At 72.1% G+C, this 16,109-nt stretch carries 16 protein-coding genes; 7 read left to right on the top strand and 9 right to left on the bottom strand.

Translation table 11 applies throughout. From position 1 onward, the window contains the following. The first annotated feature begins 48 nt into the window (after window positions 1–48). From sigJ to Pma05_RS20710, 3 genes are all read left to right on the top strand, one after another. Window positions 49–1,002, top strand: coding sequence for an RNA polymerase sigma factor SigJ (gene sigJ, locus Pma05_RS20720; RefSeq protein WP_203859107.1), 954 nt, complete (start codon window positions 49–51; stop codon window positions 1,000–1,002). Window positions 1,003–1,184: 182 nt separating this feature from the next. Next, window positions 1,185–2,375 carry an NAD(P)/FAD-dependent oxidoreductase gene (locus tag Pma05_RS20715; RefSeq protein ID WP_203859106.1) on the top strand — a complete coding sequence of 397 codons (1,191 nt, stop codon included), beginning with the start codon at window positions 1,185–1,187 and terminating at the stop codon, window positions 2,373–2,375. A 258-nt stretch (window positions 2,376–2,633) separates the two neighbouring features. Continuing rightward, window positions 2,634–3,176: an anthrone oxygenase family protein gene (locus Pma05_RS20710; protein WP_239312751.1), complete on the top strand. Its 543-nt coding sequence runs from the start codon at window positions 2,634–2,636 to the stop codon at window positions 3,174–3,176. Here the strand turns inward: Pma05_RS20710 and Pma05_RS20705 are convergent. Then, window positions 3,154–3,366, bottom strand: a complete 213-nt coding sequence (locus Pma05_RS20705; RefSeq protein WP_203859105.1) for a helix-turn-helix domain-containing protein — start codon at window positions 3,364–3,366, stop codon at window positions 3,154–3,156. The two genes, Pma05_RS20710 and Pma05_RS20705, sit on opposite strands and share 23 nt — an antisense overlap. A 141-nt stretch (window positions 3,367–3,507) precedes the next feature. Between Pma05_RS20705 and Pma05_RS20700 the strand changes: the two genes are divergently transcribed. Next, on the top strand, window positions 3,508–3,756 hold the full coding sequence (locus Pma05_RS20700) for a hypothetical protein (RefSeq protein ID WP_203859104.1): 249 nt from the start codon (window positions 3,508–3,510) through the stop codon (window positions 3,754–3,756). A gap of 159 nt (window positions 3,757–3,915) precedes the next feature. Here Pma05_RS20700 and Pma05_RS20695 read toward each other — a convergent pair whose 3' ends face one another. Continuing rightward, window positions 3,916–5,217, bottom strand: a complete 1,302-nt coding sequence (locus Pma05_RS20695; RefSeq protein WP_203859103.1) for an ABC transporter substrate-binding protein — start codon at window positions 5,215–5,217, stop codon at window positions 3,916–3,918. Window positions 5,218–5,459: 242 nt separating this feature from the next. Between Pma05_RS20695 and Pma05_RS20690 the strand changes: the two genes are divergently transcribed. Continuing rightward, window positions 5,460–6,293, top strand: coding sequence for a phosphoribosylaminoimidazolesuccinocarboxamide synthase (locus tag Pma05_RS20690; RefSeq protein ID WP_203859102.1), 834 nt, complete (start codon window positions 5,460–5,462; stop codon window positions 6,291–6,293). On the opposite strand, the gene Pma05_RS20685 is transcribed toward Pma05_RS20690, so the two are convergent. The 4 genes from Pma05_RS20685 to Pma05_RS20670 all read right to left on the bottom strand — a co-directional run bounded on the left by Pma05_RS20685 (window position 6,274) and on the right by Pma05_RS20670 (window position 10,856). Next, entirely contained in the window at window positions 6,274–7,425 is a 1,152-nt protein-coding gene (locus Pma05_RS20685; protein ID WP_203859101.1) for a glycosyltransferase, read from the bottom strand. The genes Pma05_RS20690 and Pma05_RS20685 overlap by 20 nt on opposite strands. Before the next feature lie 107 nt (window positions 7,426–7,532). After that, entirely contained in the window at window positions 7,533–8,705 is a 1,173-nt protein-coding gene (locus Pma05_RS20680; protein WP_203859100.1) for a glycosyltransferase family 4 protein, read from the bottom strand. A 220-nt stretch (window positions 8,706–8,925) separates the two neighbouring features. Beyond that, entirely contained in the window at window positions 8,926–9,765 is an 840-nt protein-coding gene (locus tag Pma05_RS20675; RefSeq protein ID WP_203859099.1) for a hypothetical protein, read from the bottom strand. Between the two features lie 32 nt (window positions 9,766–9,797). Continuing rightward, window positions 9,798–10,856 carry a hypothetical protein gene (locus Pma05_RS20670; RefSeq protein ID WP_203859098.1) on the bottom strand — a complete coding sequence of 353 codons (1,059 nt, stop codon included), beginning with the start codon at window positions 10,854–10,856 and terminating at the stop codon, window positions 9,798–9,800. 253 nt (window positions 10,857–11,109) lie between these two features. On the opposite strand from Pma05_RS20670, the gene Pma05_RS20665 reads away from it, so the two are divergent. Then, window positions 11,110–11,499 (top strand): MmcQ/YjbR family DNA-binding protein, encoded by a 390-nt coding sequence (locus Pma05_RS20665; RefSeq protein WP_239312749.1) that lies wholly within the window; start codon window positions 11,110–11,112, stop codon window positions 11,497–11,499. A 72-nt stretch (window positions 11,500–11,571) separates the two neighbouring features. Here Pma05_RS20665 and Pma05_RS20660 read toward each other — a convergent pair whose 3' ends face one another. From Pma05_RS20660 to Pma05_RS20650, 3 genes are all read right to left on the bottom strand, one after another. Continuing rightward, a complete protein-coding gene (locus Pma05_RS20660; protein WP_203859096.1) occupies window positions 11,572–12,525 on the bottom strand; it encodes a phosphotransferase family protein in 954 nt (317 codons plus the stop codon). Between the two features lie 32 nt (window positions 12,526–12,557). Further along, window positions 12,558–14,078, bottom strand: coding sequence for a glycerol kinase GlpK (gene glpK / locus Pma05_RS20655; protein ID WP_203859095.1), 1,521 nt, complete (start codon window positions 14,076–14,078; stop codon window positions 12,558–12,560). Window positions 14,079–14,261: 183 nt separating this feature from the next. After that, window positions 14,262–14,723, bottom strand: a complete 462-nt coding sequence (locus Pma05_RS20650; RefSeq protein WP_203859219.1) for an ATP-binding protein — start codon at window positions 14,721–14,723, stop codon at window positions 14,262–14,264. A 132-nt stretch (window positions 14,724–14,855) separates the two neighbouring features. Between Pma05_RS20650 and macS the strand changes: the two genes are divergently transcribed. Continuing rightward, window positions 14,856–16,049, top strand: coding sequence for a MacS family sensor histidine kinase (macS, locus tag Pma05_RS20645; protein WP_203859094.1), 1,194 nt, complete (start codon window positions 14,856–14,858; stop codon window positions 16,047–16,049). Window positions 16,050–16,109: the final 60 nt, after the last annotated feature.

Raw genomic sequence — 16,109 nt, 5'->3', positions numbered from 1 at the left:
GCGCGCTCGGCGTTGACGCCCCGTGCCGGCGTGCTTAACTGTTGGGCGATGACGCTCAGCTCGCGCGAGGTCGACCTGTTCGAGGGCTCCAGGGGCCGCTTGGAGGCGATCGCCTACCGTCTGCTGGGCTCGGCGGCCGACGCCGAGGACGCGGTTCAGGACACGTTTCTGCGTTGGCAGGCGGCCGACCGCGAACACATCGAAACGCCCGAGGCGTGGCTGACGAAGGTACTCACCAACCTGTGCCTCAACCAGCTCACCTCGGCGCGGTCCAGGCGCGAGACCTATGTGGGGCAGTGGCTACCGGAGCCGGTACTCGCCGGGGACCGGATGCTCGGTCCGGCCGAAACCGCCGAGCAGCGCGAGCAGGTCTCGATCGCGGTGCTCACCCTGATGGAACGGCTGTCGGCCAACGAGCGCGCGGTATACGTGCTGCGCGAGGCATTCGGTTATCCGCACGGCGAGATCGCGCAGATCCTTGATGTCACCGAGACGAACTGTCAGCAGATCTACCGGCGCGCCAAGCAACACCTCGGCACCGACCGGACGCGCGTGGAGATCGACGCTGCCGCCGCAGGCAAGATCGTCGAGGAGTTTCTCGCCGCGGCCCGCAGCGGCGATACCGAGCCGCTGGTCAGGCTGCTGACCGACGACGCGGTGAACGTCGCCGACGGCGGCGGCCAGGTCCCGGCCCGCGGCACCCCGATCATCGGCGCCCTCGCTGTCGCGCGATTCCTGCGCGGCGTCTTCACGCTGACCGACGCCAAGCGGGCCCTCTACCGGAGCCTGGTCGGCGGCGATTTCGCGGTGTACGCCGCCGTCGTCAACGGCGGCCCTGCGGCGCTGGTGGTGACCGTCGACCGGGTCGTCGGCGTCATGTCGCTCGACGTGACCTCCGGCGGCGTGGCTGCCATCCACGTCCAGGTCAACCCCGACAAGCTGGACCGCATCACGCGGCAATGGGTGGCGTCCGAGCGCGGTGAGCCACTCGGCATCGATTGAACCCTTTTTCAGCCTGAACCGCGCGGCGGGCACGTACCCCGTCCGACCTTGCGGCTCGCCGGAGCGCAAGGGGAGGTTTGAAATGGTTCGTTGGTGACCCAGGTTACAAGCGACTTCTGTCAGGGATCGCGTCGCCGTCCGGTTCAGGAAGCGAGTACCCCACACCAGACAGGAGTCGGGACATGAAGCACCGCATCGTCGTCCTCGGGGCCGGATACGCCGGAGCCCACGCCGCCGGCCGCCTCGCCCGGCGGCTGCACTCCGACGACACCGAGATCACCCTGGTCAACGCCGACCCGGACTTCGTCGAGCGGGTCCGGTTGCACCAGCTCGCGGCCGGGCAGGACCTGCGGCACCGGGCGTTGCGCGACGTCTATGCGGGCACGGGGGTCACGGTACGACCGGCGCGGGTCACCGCCGTCGATGTCGACCGCAGGACCGTCGAGCTCGTCGACCAGCACGGTGCCGACGAGATCGGCTACGACACTCTCGTCTACGCCCTCGGCAGTACCGTTGCCGACCACGGTGTCCCCGGCGTCGCCGAGCACGCCTTCCACGTCGCGGGCAGGCCGGGGGCGCTGCGGTTGCGCGAGCGTCTGCACGACCTCGCCCGGGGCGCGACCGTACTGGTCGTCGGTGGCGGGCTCACCGGCATCGAAGCAGCCACCGAGCTCGCCGAGAGCAGGCCGGACCTCGACGTCGCGATCGCCGCCCGCGGTGGCATCGGCGACTGGCTGAGCGACAAGGCCCGGCGGCACCTGCGCGGCGTCTTCGACCGGCTCGGCATCACCGGGTACGAGCACACCGACATCACCCGCGTCGACGAGACCGGCGTGTTCACCGGCGACGCCGGGCGGATCCCGGCCCAGGTGACCGTCTGGACGGCGGGCTTCGCCACGCACCCGATCGCCGCCGCCACCACCCTGGAGGTCGCCGACACCGGGCAGATCGTCGTCGACAACACCATGCGCTCGGTCTCGCATCCCGATGTGTACGCCGTCGGCGACGCCGGGATCGCTCAGGGAGCGGGCGGCAAACCACTGCGGATGTCCTGCGCCTCGGGGATCCCGATGGCCTGGCAGGCCGCCGACGCCATCGCCGGGCGCCTGACCGGTCGCACCGTTCCCAGGTTCCCGCTCGGCTACTTCCTGCAATGCGTCAGTCTCGGTCGCCACGACGGCATCATCCAGTTCGTCACCTTCGACGACCAGGCCAGGTCATCCGCCATCACGGGCCGCCCGGCCGCCCGGATCAAGGAGTTCGTCTGCGCGGGCGCGGCCTGGAGCATCGCCCACCCGACGGTCATGTTGCCGTCCCTGCGCCGCCATGTCGCCGCGGCCGTCGAGGCGGAGCCCGTCCCGGCAACTCCGTGACCTGATCCTGCACCGCTCGGATCCTGCGTCTTCCCCGGCCCTCCAGATCATCTGGAGGGCCGCTCCGCGTCTGTTCCCCGGCCTGGCCGGACGCCTTTGCCGACTGGAGGGCCGCTCCGCGTCTGCTCCCGCCCTGGTCGGACGCCCTTGCCGAGCGGTCGAGTCGGCCGGCGGACGGGTGGCCGGGTGATGACCGTGACCTGAAAGGGGCGCGTGTTCTGCTCTCCCGGCACGTCTGGTCGGCTGGAGGAGTTCAAGATGATGCCACTGCCGGATCTGCCGGCGGGACGAACGGGAGGCGGGCACGTGTTGACCGGAGTTGTTCTGGGCGCCGCCGCGATGACCACCGGGCTGGTGGCCGGCGTGATCATCCTCTACGCACACACGATCATGCCCGGCCTGGGCCGCACCGACGACCGTACGTTCGTGGCCGCGTTCCAGGCCATCGATCGGGCGATCATCAACCCGTGGTTCATGTCGTGCTTCCTCGGGGCGCTGGTCCTGACCGGTGTCTCCGCCGCCCTGCACCTGCGGGCGGACGGGCGCGGCGGGTTGCCGTGGATCGTCGTCGCGTTCGGGCTCTACCTGGTGGTGGTCGTGATCACCCTGGCGGTGAACGTACCGCTGAACGACGCCATCAAGGCGGCCGGCGACCCGGACCGGATCACCGACCTCGCCCGGGTACGCCGGGACTTCGGCGAGGCGAGGTGGCGGGCGTGGAACCTGGTCCGCGTCGTACTCAGCTCCACGGCGTTCGGCTGCCTGCTCGTCGCGCTCGTCATGTACGGCCGTCGGCGCTGATGGCGGCCCGCTCCTCGGCCGAGACGTCGGCGAGCAGCGCGGAGAGCTTCTCGGCGCGGGCCTGCCGACGGCGGCGTACGAGGTCCCGCCCGGTCGCGGTGATCGCGACCACCACCACCCGGCGGTCGGCCGGGTCGCTGCGCCGCTCGGCCAGCCCGTCCCGCTCCAGCCGGGTGATCAGTTGGGTCATCCCGTGATTCGGCACACAGTCACTGCACGGCCACTCCACGGCATCGATCCGGCTCGCTGCGCCGGTGCCGTCCGAGGTTCCGGTCCGGCGTGATCGGCCGCGTTGCCGGCGGGACTTGCGAGTAGCCCCGAGGATGTAGCCATGGAGATTTTCCGGAACTGGTGGGTCCGCCTGACCGCAGTGCTCGGTACGGCGGCGTTGACAGTGTTCGTACCGGCCGTCGCCTGGGCGTCGAGCGGACCCGGCGAGATGGTGGTGGAGGCGGCCCGGCGCCGGACCCGGGGCGCCTTCGGGCTCTGGGGGCTGATCTGCTGCCTGATCGTGGTCGGCGTGATCGTCGCCGTCCTCGTCTTCGTCATGCGGAACCGCAGGTCGGGTGGGAAGGGCTGACCAGCCCTGGGTGACCCCGACCCGGCAGGTCCTCGGGGTGTCCGGAAGGGACCCCTCCGCCGCGGGGAGAACGGCGGACGGGTCCCTTCCCAACGGCTCAACCGGTCAGCGCGGCGTTCGGCCGCCGGCCTGCTCGATCGGCAGGAAAGTGCCGGCGGCTCAACTGGTCAGCGCGGCGTTCGCCTGGCTGATGAAGGACGCGGCGGCCGAACGTGGGGAAGCTTTGCCGAACTGGACGTTCTCGGCCGCCTGGATCAGCAGTTGCTTGATCGTGGCGTGCCCCTTCGGCGGCGGCACCGGAGCCGGTCCGAACCTCTCCGTCATGGTGGTCTCGAAGGCAACCGACTGCTTCATGCTCTCGTCGGTCAGCGACGCCTCCACGGACCGCCGTACGTCCAGGTTGGCGCTGAGGCCCCGCTCGGTGCCGAGGATCTCGCCGGCCTTGGCGTCGTTGACCAGGAAGTCGATGACGTGCACGACGGTGTCCGGATGGCGGGTACCCCGGAAGGCGGCCCAGTAGAGCGAGGCCCGGGCCCACTGCGCGGCCGGGTTACCGGGATAGCTGACCACCCTGAGCTTGTCCTTGGTGAGCTTCTGCAACTCGGAGAGCTGGTTGGACCAGACGAACGAGGTGGCCGCCTTGCCGCTGGTCACCAGTTGCTTGGTCACGTCACCGCTGTTCGCCGGCTGGATCACCGACGCCGGGGGAGCCGCGCCGCGTTCCCGGGCCTCCGCCCACAACTCGAACCAGCGGGTCAGGTCGCTCTCGGTGAAGCCCACCTGCCGGCCCCGGTAGAGCTCCTTGTCCTGGGAGCGCAGCCAGAGCCAGAGGGCCTTGTAGTCGGCGGACGGGTCCATGGTGCCGAAGGTCTTGCCGTCGCTGCGTTCGGTGATCCGCTCGGCCCACTCCAGATAGTCCTGGTAGGACATCCCGATCTCCGGCTCGGGCAGGTCGAGCCGGTCCAGCAGACTCTTGTTGTAGATCAGGCCGGGGGTGTTCTCCGCTGCGGCGGCGGCGACCGTACGGCCGGTCACCTGGCTGGACTGGGCGAGGCCGGTGGGCAGCTTCCGCAGGTCCAGTACGTCGGCCCGGACGTACTCGGTCAGGTCGAGCAGGATCTCCCGCTGGGCGTACTCGGTGAGGTAGTTGTCGTCGATCTGGAAGATGTCCGGGGCGTTGCCGGCGGCGGCCTCGGTGGAGAGCCGGTCGAAGTAGCCGGCGTTGCCCTGGTAGGTGAATTTGAAGGTGACGTCCGGATAGCGCTGGGTGTAGACCTCCAGCGCCTGCTTGGTCAGCTCGGCCCGCCGGTCGCCGCCCCACCAGAAGACGGAGAGTTCGACCTTCTCGTTCTTCGGCGCGGCATCCTCGGCGGTGCAACCGGAGGAGAGCGCGGTGACGACGACGAGCAGCGCGGCACCCAGTCGCCGGCCGAACCGGCCGGCGGAGGGTCTGCTTGCCACGGGGGTTCTTCCGGCCACGGGGGAGGGGAGGGGAAGAGGCACGACAACTCCTGACGACACCGGGTCAGCTGTGACGGCAACCGGACCATTTACACAGCCGACCTCGGCGGGTGTCAACGCCCGTACGGGCAAGATCGTCCCAACCGCTGCCCGGAACAGCCCGGGTGTCGGGGTCGGGCCGGCGACCCGGCCGCCTCGGGCCGCACCGGGCCCGGCCCGGCGACCGTGATGTACTTGGGCACGTGGAACTGCTGCACTCAGGCAAGGTCAGGGACGTCTACGCCGACGGCGACGACGACCTGATCCTGGTCGCCTCCGACCGCGTCTCGGTCTACGACGTGGCGCTGCCGACCCCGATCCCGGACAAGGGCAAACTGCTCACCGCGCTCTCGCTCTGGTGGTTCGAGCAGCTCGCCGACCTGGTGCCGCACCACGTCGTCTCGGCCACCGACGTACCGACCGAGTGGGCCGGGCGGGCGATCCGGGTCCGCCGGCTGGAGATGATCCCGGTCGAGTGCATCGCGCGCGGCTACCTGACCGGTTCCGGCATCAAGGAATACGACCGGACCGGTGCCGTCTGCGGCGTACCGCTGCCGCCCGGGCTGGTGGAGGCGTCGATCCTGCCCGAGCCGATCTTCACCCCGACCACCAAGGCGCCGCAGGGCGAACACGACGAGGCGATCACCTTCTCCGATGTGGTGGCCAAGGTCGGCCCCGAGACCGCCGAGCGGCTCCGCGAGATCACCCTGGCCGTCTACCGGCGCGGTGCCGAACTCGCCGCCGACCGGGGCATCCTGGTCGCCGACACCAAACTCGAACTCGGCTGGGCGCCGGACGGCACGATGGTGCTCGGTGACGAGGTGCTGACCTCCGACTCGTCCCGGTTCTGGCCGGCCGACTCCTACCAGCCCGGCCGCGAGCAGCTCTCGCTGAGCAAGCAGTTCGTCAGGGACTGGGCGGTCGGCACCGGCTGGGACAAGACCGGGCCGGCCCCGGAGATGCCGCCGGAGGTCGTCGAGGCGGCCCGGGCCCGCTACGTCGAGGTGTACGAACGGCTCACCGGCCGCCGCTGGTAGCCGGCACCTCCGAGGGCTGGGCGCGTACCGGTAGGTCGTGTGCGGCCAGGAAGCCCGCCACCGCCGCCGACCACGGAAAACGCTCGGCCTGGCGGCGGGCCGCCGCCCGGCGTTCCGGGCCCGGACGGACGGCCAGCTCCAGCACGGCGTCGGCGTATCCCGGTCCCTCGCCGGGCGCGGCCAGCCCGGCCGGGCCGAGCACCTCCGGCAGCGCGCTCTCCGCGCTCGCCACCACCGGGGTACCGCTGGCCAGTGCCTCCAGAGCGGCCAGCCCGAACGTCTCCACCGGCCCCGGCGCCAGCACCATGTCGGCGGTGGCGAGCAGCCGGGCCAGCAGGTCCCGGTCGGCGACGTAGCGCAGGAACCGGACCGGCAGGTCGTCCCGGGCGGCGGTGGCCCGCAGCCGCTCCCGGCGCGGCCCGTCGCCGACCACCACCAGCACCGCGGGCACGCCCCGGGCCCGCAGTTCGGCCAGCGCCGCGAGGGACCGCTCGGGGCGCTTCTCCGGCGACAGCCGACCGCAGTGCAGCAGGAGCAGCTCGTCGGATTCGGCGTAGACGGCGCGCAGCCGGGGGTCGTACCGGTCCGGCCGGAAGTGGTCGAGGTCGACGCCGAGCGGTACCTGACAGAGGTTGCCGGCGCCGATCCGCCGGAACTCCGCCGCCGCCCACGAGGTGGTGCAGACGATCTGGTCGTGACCGGCGACGGTACGCAGGTTGAGCCGGTCGGCCACCCGGCGGAGCTGACCACCGGGGAGCAGCCGGAGCAGCCCGTCGAGGCTCTCGTGCGACACCATCATGCTGCGTACGCCGTGCCGGCGGGCCCAGGCCCCGGTCCAGCGCAACGTGGTCCGGTCGGAGATCTCCAGCCGGTCCGGGCGCAGTTCGCGCAGCAACCGGGCGAGCCGGAACCGGTCGACGACCACCCGGTAACCGCCCATCCCCGGTACGGACGGACTGGCCAGGGTGATCACCCGACCCTGCTCGGTCTGCTCGTCGGTGTCGCGCCGACCGGGCATCACCAGCACCGGCTCGTGCCCGGCGGCGGCGTACCCGGCGCCGAGCTGGCGCAGCGCGGTACGCAGCCCGCCGGAACTCTCGGTGATGAAGTTGGCCAGCCGTACGATCCGCACGCCGTCTCCCTGCTCTGTCCGTCGGCGGCCTGAAGTTCCGCACCGAAGAGATTGATCCGCTTGCCGCTCTGCTGGGACGGTACCGGTTTCCCTCCGAGGAGCCCCGGTCACGCGGCCGCCTGCCGTGGCCAGAACAGCCGGCCCGGCCGGGGACTGCCGACCGCCGGCGCCTCGGCGAGTACCGCCGCGTAGTGCCCGATCAGCTCGTCCCCGATCGCCGCCCAGGTACGCCCACGCACCGCGGCCCGCCCGGCGCGGCCGTACTCCGCCCGGCGGTCCGGGTCGGCGACCAGCCCGGCGATCGCGGTGGTGAACGCGTCGGGGTCGTCCGGTGTGACGAGGTGACCGGTCCGGCCGTCCCGCACCAGGTCCAGCGGCCCACCGGCGGCCGGAGCCACCACGGGCAGCCCGCTGGCCATCGCCTCCTGCACCGCCTGGCCGAACGTCTCGTACGGCCCGGTGTGCGCGAAGACGTCGAGGCTGGCGTAGATCCGGGCCAACTGCCGGCCGTGCCGGGGGCCGACGAAGAGCGCGTGCGGCAGCGCCCGGCGCAGCGCCGGCCCGGCCGGACCGTCGCCGACCACCACCACCCGGACCCCGGGCAGCGTGCTCGCCCCGGCCAGCAGGTCTACCCGCTTCTCCACCGCCAGCCGGCCCACGTAGCCGACCAGCACCTCACCGCCGGGGGCGAGGGCGCGGCGCAGCGCGGCGCTGCGGTGCTCCGGCCGGAACCGCTCGCTGTCCACGCCGCGCTGCCACAGCCAGATCCGCTGGATGCCGTGCTCGTCCAGGGCGCTCGCGGTGGCGCTGGACGGGGCCAGGGTGCGGTTCGCCGAGTTGTGTACCCGGCGCAGCCAGCGCCACGCCGCCGCCTCGGTCAGCGATACCCGATACGCCCGCGCGTAGGCGGCGATGTCGGTCTGGTAGACGGCCACCGAGGGCAGTCCCATCGCCCGGGCCACCGCGACGCCCCGGGCGCCGAGCACGAACGGGCTGGCCAGGTGCACCACCTCGGTGTCGTGGGCGCGCAACGCCGCCGCCAGATCCCGCCCGGGCAGGCCGAGCCGGAACTGGGGGTAGCCGGGCATGGGCACCGACGGCAGCCGTACCACCGGGTAGGGCAGCGCGCCGGTACCGTCCCGGGCGCCGGCCGCCGGCTGCGGGGCGATCACCAGCGGCCGGTGACCACGCCGTACCAGGTGCTCGGCGACCCGTACGACCGAGTTCGCCACCCCGTTGACATCCGGCGGAAAGGACTCCGTGACGATCGCGATCCGCATGCGCTCACCGTCGTGCAGGTCCCCGCCGTCCAGGTCACGGCATCATGACCTGCCGGCGAACTGTCAGCGACGAAGCGTGGAGACCGGCGGCCGAGCGGCGGATCGGCTCGACTCCTGCGGGACCGCCGAGCGGCGGCTCAGCGCGTTCCTCTGCTCGGAGCTGGGCATTGCCCGTGCTGCGGGGCGATCACGCTGGTTCACCCTCGGACGGGCCCGCTGATCACGCGGCGTCGTACGCCTCGCCGAGTGCGGCGACGAACGCGGTGCTCAGCGCGCGGACGGAGGCTTCGGGCATCGCGCCGTCGAGCGCCCGCACCGCGAGGTCGACGCCGTCGGATCGCCGCCGGCCGAACAGTTCCCGTAGGTGTTCCACGCCGGAGCGGACGCTCGGTCCGGCGGTCTCGTCGTCGGCGATCTCCCGGAGGCGGCGACCCACCTGTTCGGGCGACTCGGCTCGCATGAGCCGGACGACGTCGCTGGCATCCTTGGGTTTCAGCCGGCCCGCCTGCCCTCTGTCAGTGTCGGCGAACCGTTCCCAAACCTTGTGCGCCTTCGCCACGAACAGCGCCGCCGTCCCGGCGACGGGGACCAGGAGCGACCGGCCGTCGGCTTCCGGTTCGAGGCTGGAGATCAGGACGTCGCTCTGGTCGGCCAGCGCCGCTTCCAAACCAGGGGTACGCCGGGCCGCGTTCTTGCCATGTGGCGGAAGTCGTGCGGAGCGTCGCCCGGTCCCGGCCAGCGCCTCGGGGACGAGCAGGTCGACTGGGACCTCGATTTGCCTACCCGCGATGACAGTCGAGGTGGTCCAGATGCCGGGCTCGACACCGAGTCGGAAACCGGCACCGCTCATCGCCTCGTCGATGCGGGGATCCGGTCCCAGCGTACGTGGGTCGATCGCCAGGTCTGCGTCGGTGGTAAAGGGTGTGATGCTGGCGTCGAGGTCGGCGCCGCCGGTGCGGACGTAGATCGCCTGGGCTCCGGCCAGGATCACCGCCTTGCGATGCTCCGCCAGGGCGTCGAGCGCGTCCAAGAGGACACGACGCGCCGCTACGTAGATCACTGATCTACTGTGGGTAGTCATGCGTCGCGACTCTACTTCAGTTGCTCGCGCAGCGTGCCCCGTCGCCAGCGGTCTTCGTCGGCGCGCATCCAGTCGATCACCGGCCCAGCCTCCTCCGGCAGTCGCCCCCCACCGCCGAGCAGGTCGAGTACGAGTTGGCTCAGCCGTACGTGGGGGACGCCGTCCACCTTCCGGGGCCAAGCCATCTGGGTCGGATCCTCGGGGCGCAGCAACATGACGTCGGCGCCTCGTTCCGCAGGAAGCAGCCGGCCGAGGTCGCGGATCCGGCCCGGCTCGTCGGTGTAGAGCACGAGCTGGGCGGGGGCGGCGATCGGCGCGATGGCGCTGGCCGCGAAGGATCCAGTGACCACTGTGTCTGCCCCTTGTTCTTCGGCCAGGCGCCGGTAGAGGTCTGTCGCGCCCTCGGGCGCCACGTACGTGCTGGCCGAGTTGGCGCGGGTCAGCCGGTAGTCGTCGCTCGCCGCATTGAGCAGGGCGGGCCAGTCGACGTCCTCGACGGTTCCCCGCCGGCCACGCTCGACGAGTGCCTGGTCGTCGAGCGCGGCCAGCAGTTGCGAGATGTAGCCGGCATTCATCCCACTCATCTGGGTCAGGTCGGTGATCCGGTAGGGAGGGCGGACCTCCACGAGGAGGCGCACCAGCCGTCGCGCCTTGGTGCCCCGCAGCCGAGCCGGCGGGCGCGAAGGCGGGTTGGGGCTCCGGTCTGCACCTCGCATTCTGATGAAGATCGCTGGACGGTCGACGGCCAGCAGGGCGTTGCCAGCCAGGTCGAGGTAGGAGAAGCCACGTGCCTCCAGCACCTCTCGGGCGCGAGGGCTGAACCACGAGGTGACCACCAGCAGCGTCGGCTCGCCGAGTGTCCCCGTAGCCGTCCGGGGCACCACGATCCGCTCCGCCTCGCGTGGCCTGAGAGATCGCCGGGCCAGGACGACGAGCTGTGCGGAGTCGCCACCTGTATCCCTGACCTGCCAGAACGCGTCGGCACCCCGGTCGGCGTCGAGTCGCTGCTCGGTGAGCTGGAAGCGGGCGGGCAGTAGCTCGACCAGGCGCGACCGCGCTTGGTCGAGCAACTCGCGTTTCCCTCCCGGCACGGCTAGAAGTTTGCCACAATTCAAAGTTTGCTGTGCGAGCAAAAACTCGATTCCAGCAAAAATTGCCCCGATGGCTACGACGTCGGTTCCCGGGTCCACGGCCGCCCGCGCGGGTGCGATTGCCAGGTGGACAGAGCCGCCAGGCGGCGACACCTGGCAGGATGACGGGTCTGGTGGGAAGGCAGTCCCAGCCGTCGCCATGTGCTTAGCTTCCGACATGGGACACCCGATCATGTTCGATGAGGCGGACCCGCTCCTACAACGCGTGCGGGCGCTCGCGCTGACGTTCCCGGACGCGGCCGAGAAGATCTCCCACGGTCGGCCCACCTTCTTTACCACCAAGGTCTTCGCCTACTACGGCGGCTCGGTGAAGATCGACGGCAGTTACCGGCAGCACGAGCAATCGGTGATCGTCCTGGTCGACCCCGACGAACGCGAGGCGCTGCTGGCCGAGGAGCACTGCTATCTGCCCATGTACCTGGGCGCGTACGGGTGGATCGGGGTGGACCTGACCGACGACACCGACTGGGACGAGATCGGCGAGCTATTCGACGCCAGCTACCGGGGTACGGCCGGGCCACGCAGGGTGGCAGCGCTGGACGCTCGGCAGCTCGGCCGCTGACGCCGCCGGAGACTGCCGACCTGGCCTGTTCGTCCGACCGTCGAGGGCGGCGTGCTGCTCTGAGATCCCGCGTCAGGCCGGTACCCCGTCCGCGACCCAGTGGCGGATCACCTCTGCCGCCTGGTCGGCTACGGGATTTCCGGCCGGCCGGGTCACCAGGTCGCTGAGCGCGAACATGTCCAGCACCCGACCCAGGTACGCCCAGTCGGCGGCGAGCGGGAGGTCGGCCGGCTGGTGACCGGCGAAACCTGACCGGAAGCCGTCCACGAACTCGGCTGGATAGTCGGCGCCGAACCGCAGCATGTTGGCGGCGTCGGCGTACGGGCAGCCGGCGTAGCCGAACTCCCAGTCCAGTACGGCAGCCACCTGCCACCGCCCACCGTCGCTGCTGACCAGGATGTTCTTCGGGTTGACGTCGGCGTGCACCAGCCGGGCGTGCCCGTCCACCGCGCTCAGCGCCGGGGCGTGGACGGCGCAGAGTTCCCGCCAGCCGTCCCGGATCGCCGGGTCGAGCCGCCCCTCGGGTACCCCGGCCAGGCAGCTCGCCGCGACCTCGGGCAACTGCGTCGACCACGGGCGTTCCCCGCGTACGGTGAGCTGCTCGTCAATGAAGAAGCCCGGGCGGTCGTACGCCACCGTGCCGATGCCGGCGACCACCCGGCCCACCTCGGCGCCGAGGTCGGACAGCGGTGGCCCGGCCGGCCCGTCGGCGGCGAGCACCTGCTCCAGTGGGGTGCCGGAGACGTACTCGATCACCATCGCGGGGCGCGCGGCCGGCTCCCCGGCAGCGGCCGGTAGCACGAGCAGCACCTCCGGGACCGGGACGTGCCGGCGGGCCGTCGCCATCACCGCGGCCTCGATCGCCGGGTCCGGGCCGCCGAGCCGGACGACGACCTGGCCGTCGGCCAGGGTGACCAGACAGGTCTCGTGGGAGAACCCGCCGGCCAGCCGCCGGGTGGCCAGCACCCTGCTGCCCAGCGCCTCGGCGATCGTGTGGATCTCGTCCGAGGTCCCTGGGGCCGTCACCCGTGCTGTCACTCGTCCTCCGCCCGATTCCGTCACTCGTCCTCGACCCAGTCCAGGGTGCGGGCCACCGCCTTGTGCCAGTTGCGCAGCTCGCGGTCCCGGTGCGCCGGGTCCATCGCCGGCGCCCAGTCGGCGTCCTGGCGCCACTGCGCGCGCAGCGTCTCCAGGTCCGGCCAGAAGCCGACCGCCAGGCCGGCGGCGTACGCGGCGCCGAGGCAGGTGGTCTCACTGACCTTCGGGCGCACCACCGGTACGTCGAGCACGTCGGCGAGGAACTGCATCAGCAGGTTGTTGGCGGTCATCCCGCCGTCCACCCGGAGCCGGCGCAGCGCCACGTCCGAGTCGGCGTTCATCGCGTCGACCACCTCGCGGGTCTGCCAGGCGCTCGCCTCCAGCACGGCCCGGGCCAGGTGACCCTTGGTGACGTAACCGGTCAGGCCGGCGATGACGCCCCGGGCGTCGCTGCGCCAGTGCGGGGCGAACAGCCCGGAGAAGGCCGGTACGACGTAGCAGCCGCCATTGTCCTCGACGGTCCGGGCCAGTTGCTCGATCTCCGATGCGCTGGCGATCAGCCCGAGGTTGTCCCGCAGCCACTGCACCAGTGACCCGGTGACCGCGATCGCCCCCTCCAGGGCGTACGTCGCCGGCTGGTTCCCGATCCGGTAACCGACCGTGCTGAGCAGCCCGTGCCGGGAGGTCACCGGGCTCTCGCCGGTGTTGAGCAGCAGGAAGCTGCCGGTGCCGTACGTGCACTTGGCCTCGCCGGGACGGAAGCAGGTCTGCCCGAACAGTGCCGCCTGCTGGTCGCCGAGCGCGCTGGCCACCGGCACCCCGGCCAGCGGCCCGGCGCCCCCACTCCCACCCCCGGACAGGCCGTCCGCGGTGCCGAAGACCTCCGCCGACGAGCGGATCTCCGGCAGCATCCCGGCCGGGATGCCCAGCACGTCGAGGATCTCCGGATCCCAGTCGAGGGTCCGCAGGTCCATCAGCAGCGTCCGGCTGGCGTTGGTCACGTCGGTGACATGCCGCCCGGTCAGCTTCCAGATCAGCCAACTGTCCATGGTGCCGAAGAGCACCTCGCCCCGGCCAGCCCGGTCGTGCAGGCCGTCGACGTTGTCGAGCAGCCAGCGCAGCTTCGGCCCGGAGAAGTAGGTGGCCAGCGGCAACCCGGTGCGCTCCCGGAAGCGCTGCTCGCCGTATTCGGTGTCGAGCCGGCGCAGCAGCGGCGCGGTACGGGTGTCCTGCCAGACGATGGCGTGGTGCACCGGCCGGCCGGTGGCCCGGTCCCACACCACCGTGGTCTCCCGCTGGTTGGTGATACCGATCGCGGCGAGCCGGTCGGCGCCGACTCCCGCCTCGGCCAGCGCCTCCGGCACCACCTGCGCGACGGCGGCCCAGATCTCCTCGGCGTCGTGCTCGACCCAGCCCGGTCGGGGAAAGATCTGCCGGTGCTCCCGCTGGGCCATCGACACGATGCCGCCCTCGGCGTCGAAGACGATGCAGCGGGACGAGGTGGTGCCCTGATCGATCGCGGCGACGAACTGACCGGCCATTCGCAGCACCGTACCGGGCGTCGGCGCCGCCGTCACCCGGCGCGCGGCGGAGTAACCCCGGGCGGGTGCCGCCGTTGCCCGGCACGGGAGCCGGAGTCATCCGGGCGGGGGGCCGCCGTCACCCGGCGCGCGGGCCGGGGTCATCGCGGGCGGAAGCCGTCGCCGCGGGCGTGGGAGCCGGAGTCACCCCGTCGGCTGCGCGGGGCCGGTGGCGTTCAGGTTGGCGCTGATCCGCACGGTGGTGCCCGTTGGGCCGCTGTGCACCAGCATGTCGTCGCTGAGCTGCCGGGCCAGCCAGAGCCCCCAGCCGCCGGCGATCTCCGGGACGGGGCGTCGCCGGTCGCCGAGCCGGTCGGCCCCGATTCCGGCGCCGGTGTCGGAGACGAGGCAGTAGAGGACCCCTCCGGTACGCCACAGCCGCAGCCAGCCCCGCCCGCCGCCGTGCCGTACGGCGTTGGTCATCAGCTCGTTGACGGCCAGTACGAAGTCGTCCAGCCGCGCGTCACGGAGACCGGCCGTCTCGGCGCACGCGGCCACGGTGTGCCGGATCTCAGTGACCCGGTCGCTGTCGAAGGTCTCGGCGAGCAGCGGGGGTGTCCCGTCGGGCGCGACAGCGGTTGGCCCGAGGGGATCTATGTCGCTCATGGCCGTCCCGCCGCTGGTCGTCGAGTCCTTTCGTGGCTTTCCCACCCTACGTCAGGGTATGTAGCCGCGCACCCGGGCGCCGGGTGGGCCCGGCCCGGCGTAGGGGGTCGTCCCGCCTAGCGAAGCTGTGCGATGGTCGGACCCGTGCCGGACTCGTCGAGCGACGCGCCGGGCGGCCGTCGCCGTGACCCGCCGGGCAGCCACCAGGCGCCGCTGTGGCGGTCCATCGCCGTCTACCGGTTCGCCGCCCTGGCGTACGTCGCGGTGCTGGCGGTACGCAACCTGAACGACTACACGCATCCGGTGTCGGGTGCGATTCTGCTGCTGGCGATGACCGGCTGGACGGTGTTCAGCGGCTACGCGTACGCCGATCCGGTCTGGCGGCGCTGGCCCCTGCTCCTGGCCGACCTGGCCGTGGTGCTGGCGGTGGTGGTCGCCGCTCCCCGGGTGGTCGGCCGGGACGTCATGAACGACGGGGTACCACCACCCAGCGTCGCCTGGCTGGCCGGCCCGGTACTCGCCTGGGCGGTCTCCGGCGGGCGGCGGCGCGGCGTGGTGGCGGCCCTGGTGATCGGCGGTACCGACCTGGTGGCCCGGCAGCGGTTCGCCCAGGCGTCGCTGACCGGCGCCGCGCTGATGCTGCTCGCCGGGATCGCCGTCGGGCACGTCGTCCGGCTCGCGGTGATCGCCGAGGAGCGGTTGCAGCGGGCCGTCGAGTTGGAGGCGGCGACCCGGGAGCGGGAGCGGCTGGCCAGGGGCATCCACGACTCGGTCCTCCAGGTGCTGGCCCTGGTGCAGCGCCGGGGTGCACACCTCGACGGCGAGGCCGGTGAGCTGGCCCGACTCGCCGGTGAGCAGGAGGCGGCGCTGCGGTCGCTGATCGCGAGCCGGGCACCGAGCGGGCTGGACCAGCAGGAGGTCGACCTGCGCTCGCTGCTCGGCCGGTACGCCTCGGCCACCGTCTCGATCGCCGCACCGGCGACGCCGGTGTCGCTGCCCGCCGGAGTTGCCGCCGAGCTCGCGGCGGCGGTGGGCGCGGCGCTGGACAACGTGGCCCGGCACGGTGGTGGGCAGGGCTGGGTGCTGGTCGAGGACGACCCGGACGCGGTCAGCGTCTCGGTCCGGGACGACGGGCCGGGGATCCCGCCGGGGCGGCTCGCCGAGGCGGCCGGTCAGGGGCGGCTCGGCGTGGTCCAGTCGATCGAGGGTCGGGTCGCCGACCTCGGCGGCACGGTCCGGATCAGTTCCACCCGGGGCGAGGGGACCGAGGTCGAGTTGCGGATACCCCGCGACCAGGCGATCCCCGAACAGCGCACCCACCGGTGACCAGACGGCCGCACGTCGCGCGGCAGCGCACGGGTCGACGACGGACGATCGCACGGTCCC

Origin of the sequence: Plantactinospora mayteni (genome assembly GCF_016862935.1) — a bacterium.
Classification (GTDB): Bacteria; Actinomycetota; Actinomycetes; order Mycobacteriales; family Micromonosporaceae; genus Plantactinospora; species Plantactinospora mayteni.
Note: the sequence above shows the minus strand (reverse complement) of the source record. Positions and strands in the feature narration are given on the sequence as shown.

Bases quoted from the DNA above. Each gene is read 5' to 3' on its own strand.
- sigJ (WP_203859107.1), top strand. From the start codon at position 49: ATGACGCTCAGCTCGCGCGAGGTCGACCTGTTCGAGGGCTCCAGGGGC.
- Pma05_RS20715 (WP_203859106.1), top strand. From the start codon at position 1,185: ATGAAGCACCGCATCGTCGTCCTCGGGGCCGGATACGCCGGAGCCCAC.
- Pma05_RS20710 (WP_239312751.1), top strand. From the start codon at position 2,634: ATGATGCCACTGCCGGATCTGCCGGCGGGACGAACGGGAGGCGGGCAC.
- Pma05_RS20705 (WP_203859105.1), bottom strand. From the start codon at position 3,366: ATGACCCAACTGATCACCCGGCTGGAGCGGGACGGGCTGGCCGAGCGG.
- Pma05_RS20700 (WP_203859104.1), top strand. From the start codon at position 3,508: ATGGAGATTTTCCGGAACTGGTGGGTCCGCCTGACCGCAGTGCTCGGT.
- Pma05_RS20680 (WP_203859100.1), bottom strand. From the start codon at position 8,705: ATGCGGATCGCGATCGTCACGGAGTCCTTTCCGCCGGATGTCAACGGG.
- Pma05_RS20665 (WP_239312749.1), top strand. From the start codon at position 11,110: ATGTTCGATGAGGCGGACCCGCTCCTACAACGCGTGCGGGCGCTCGCG.
- glpK (WP_203859095.1), bottom strand. From the start codon at position 14,078: ATGGCCGGTCAGTTCGTCGCCGCGATCGATCAGGGCACCACCTCGTCC.
- Pma05_RS20650 (WP_203859219.1), bottom strand. From the start codon at position 14,723: ATGAGCGACATAGATCCCCTCGGGCCAACCGCTGTCGCGCCCGACGGG.
- macS (WP_203859094.1), top strand. From the start codon at position 14,856: ATGGTCGGACCCGTGCCGGACTCGTCGAGCGACGCGCCGGGCGGCCGT.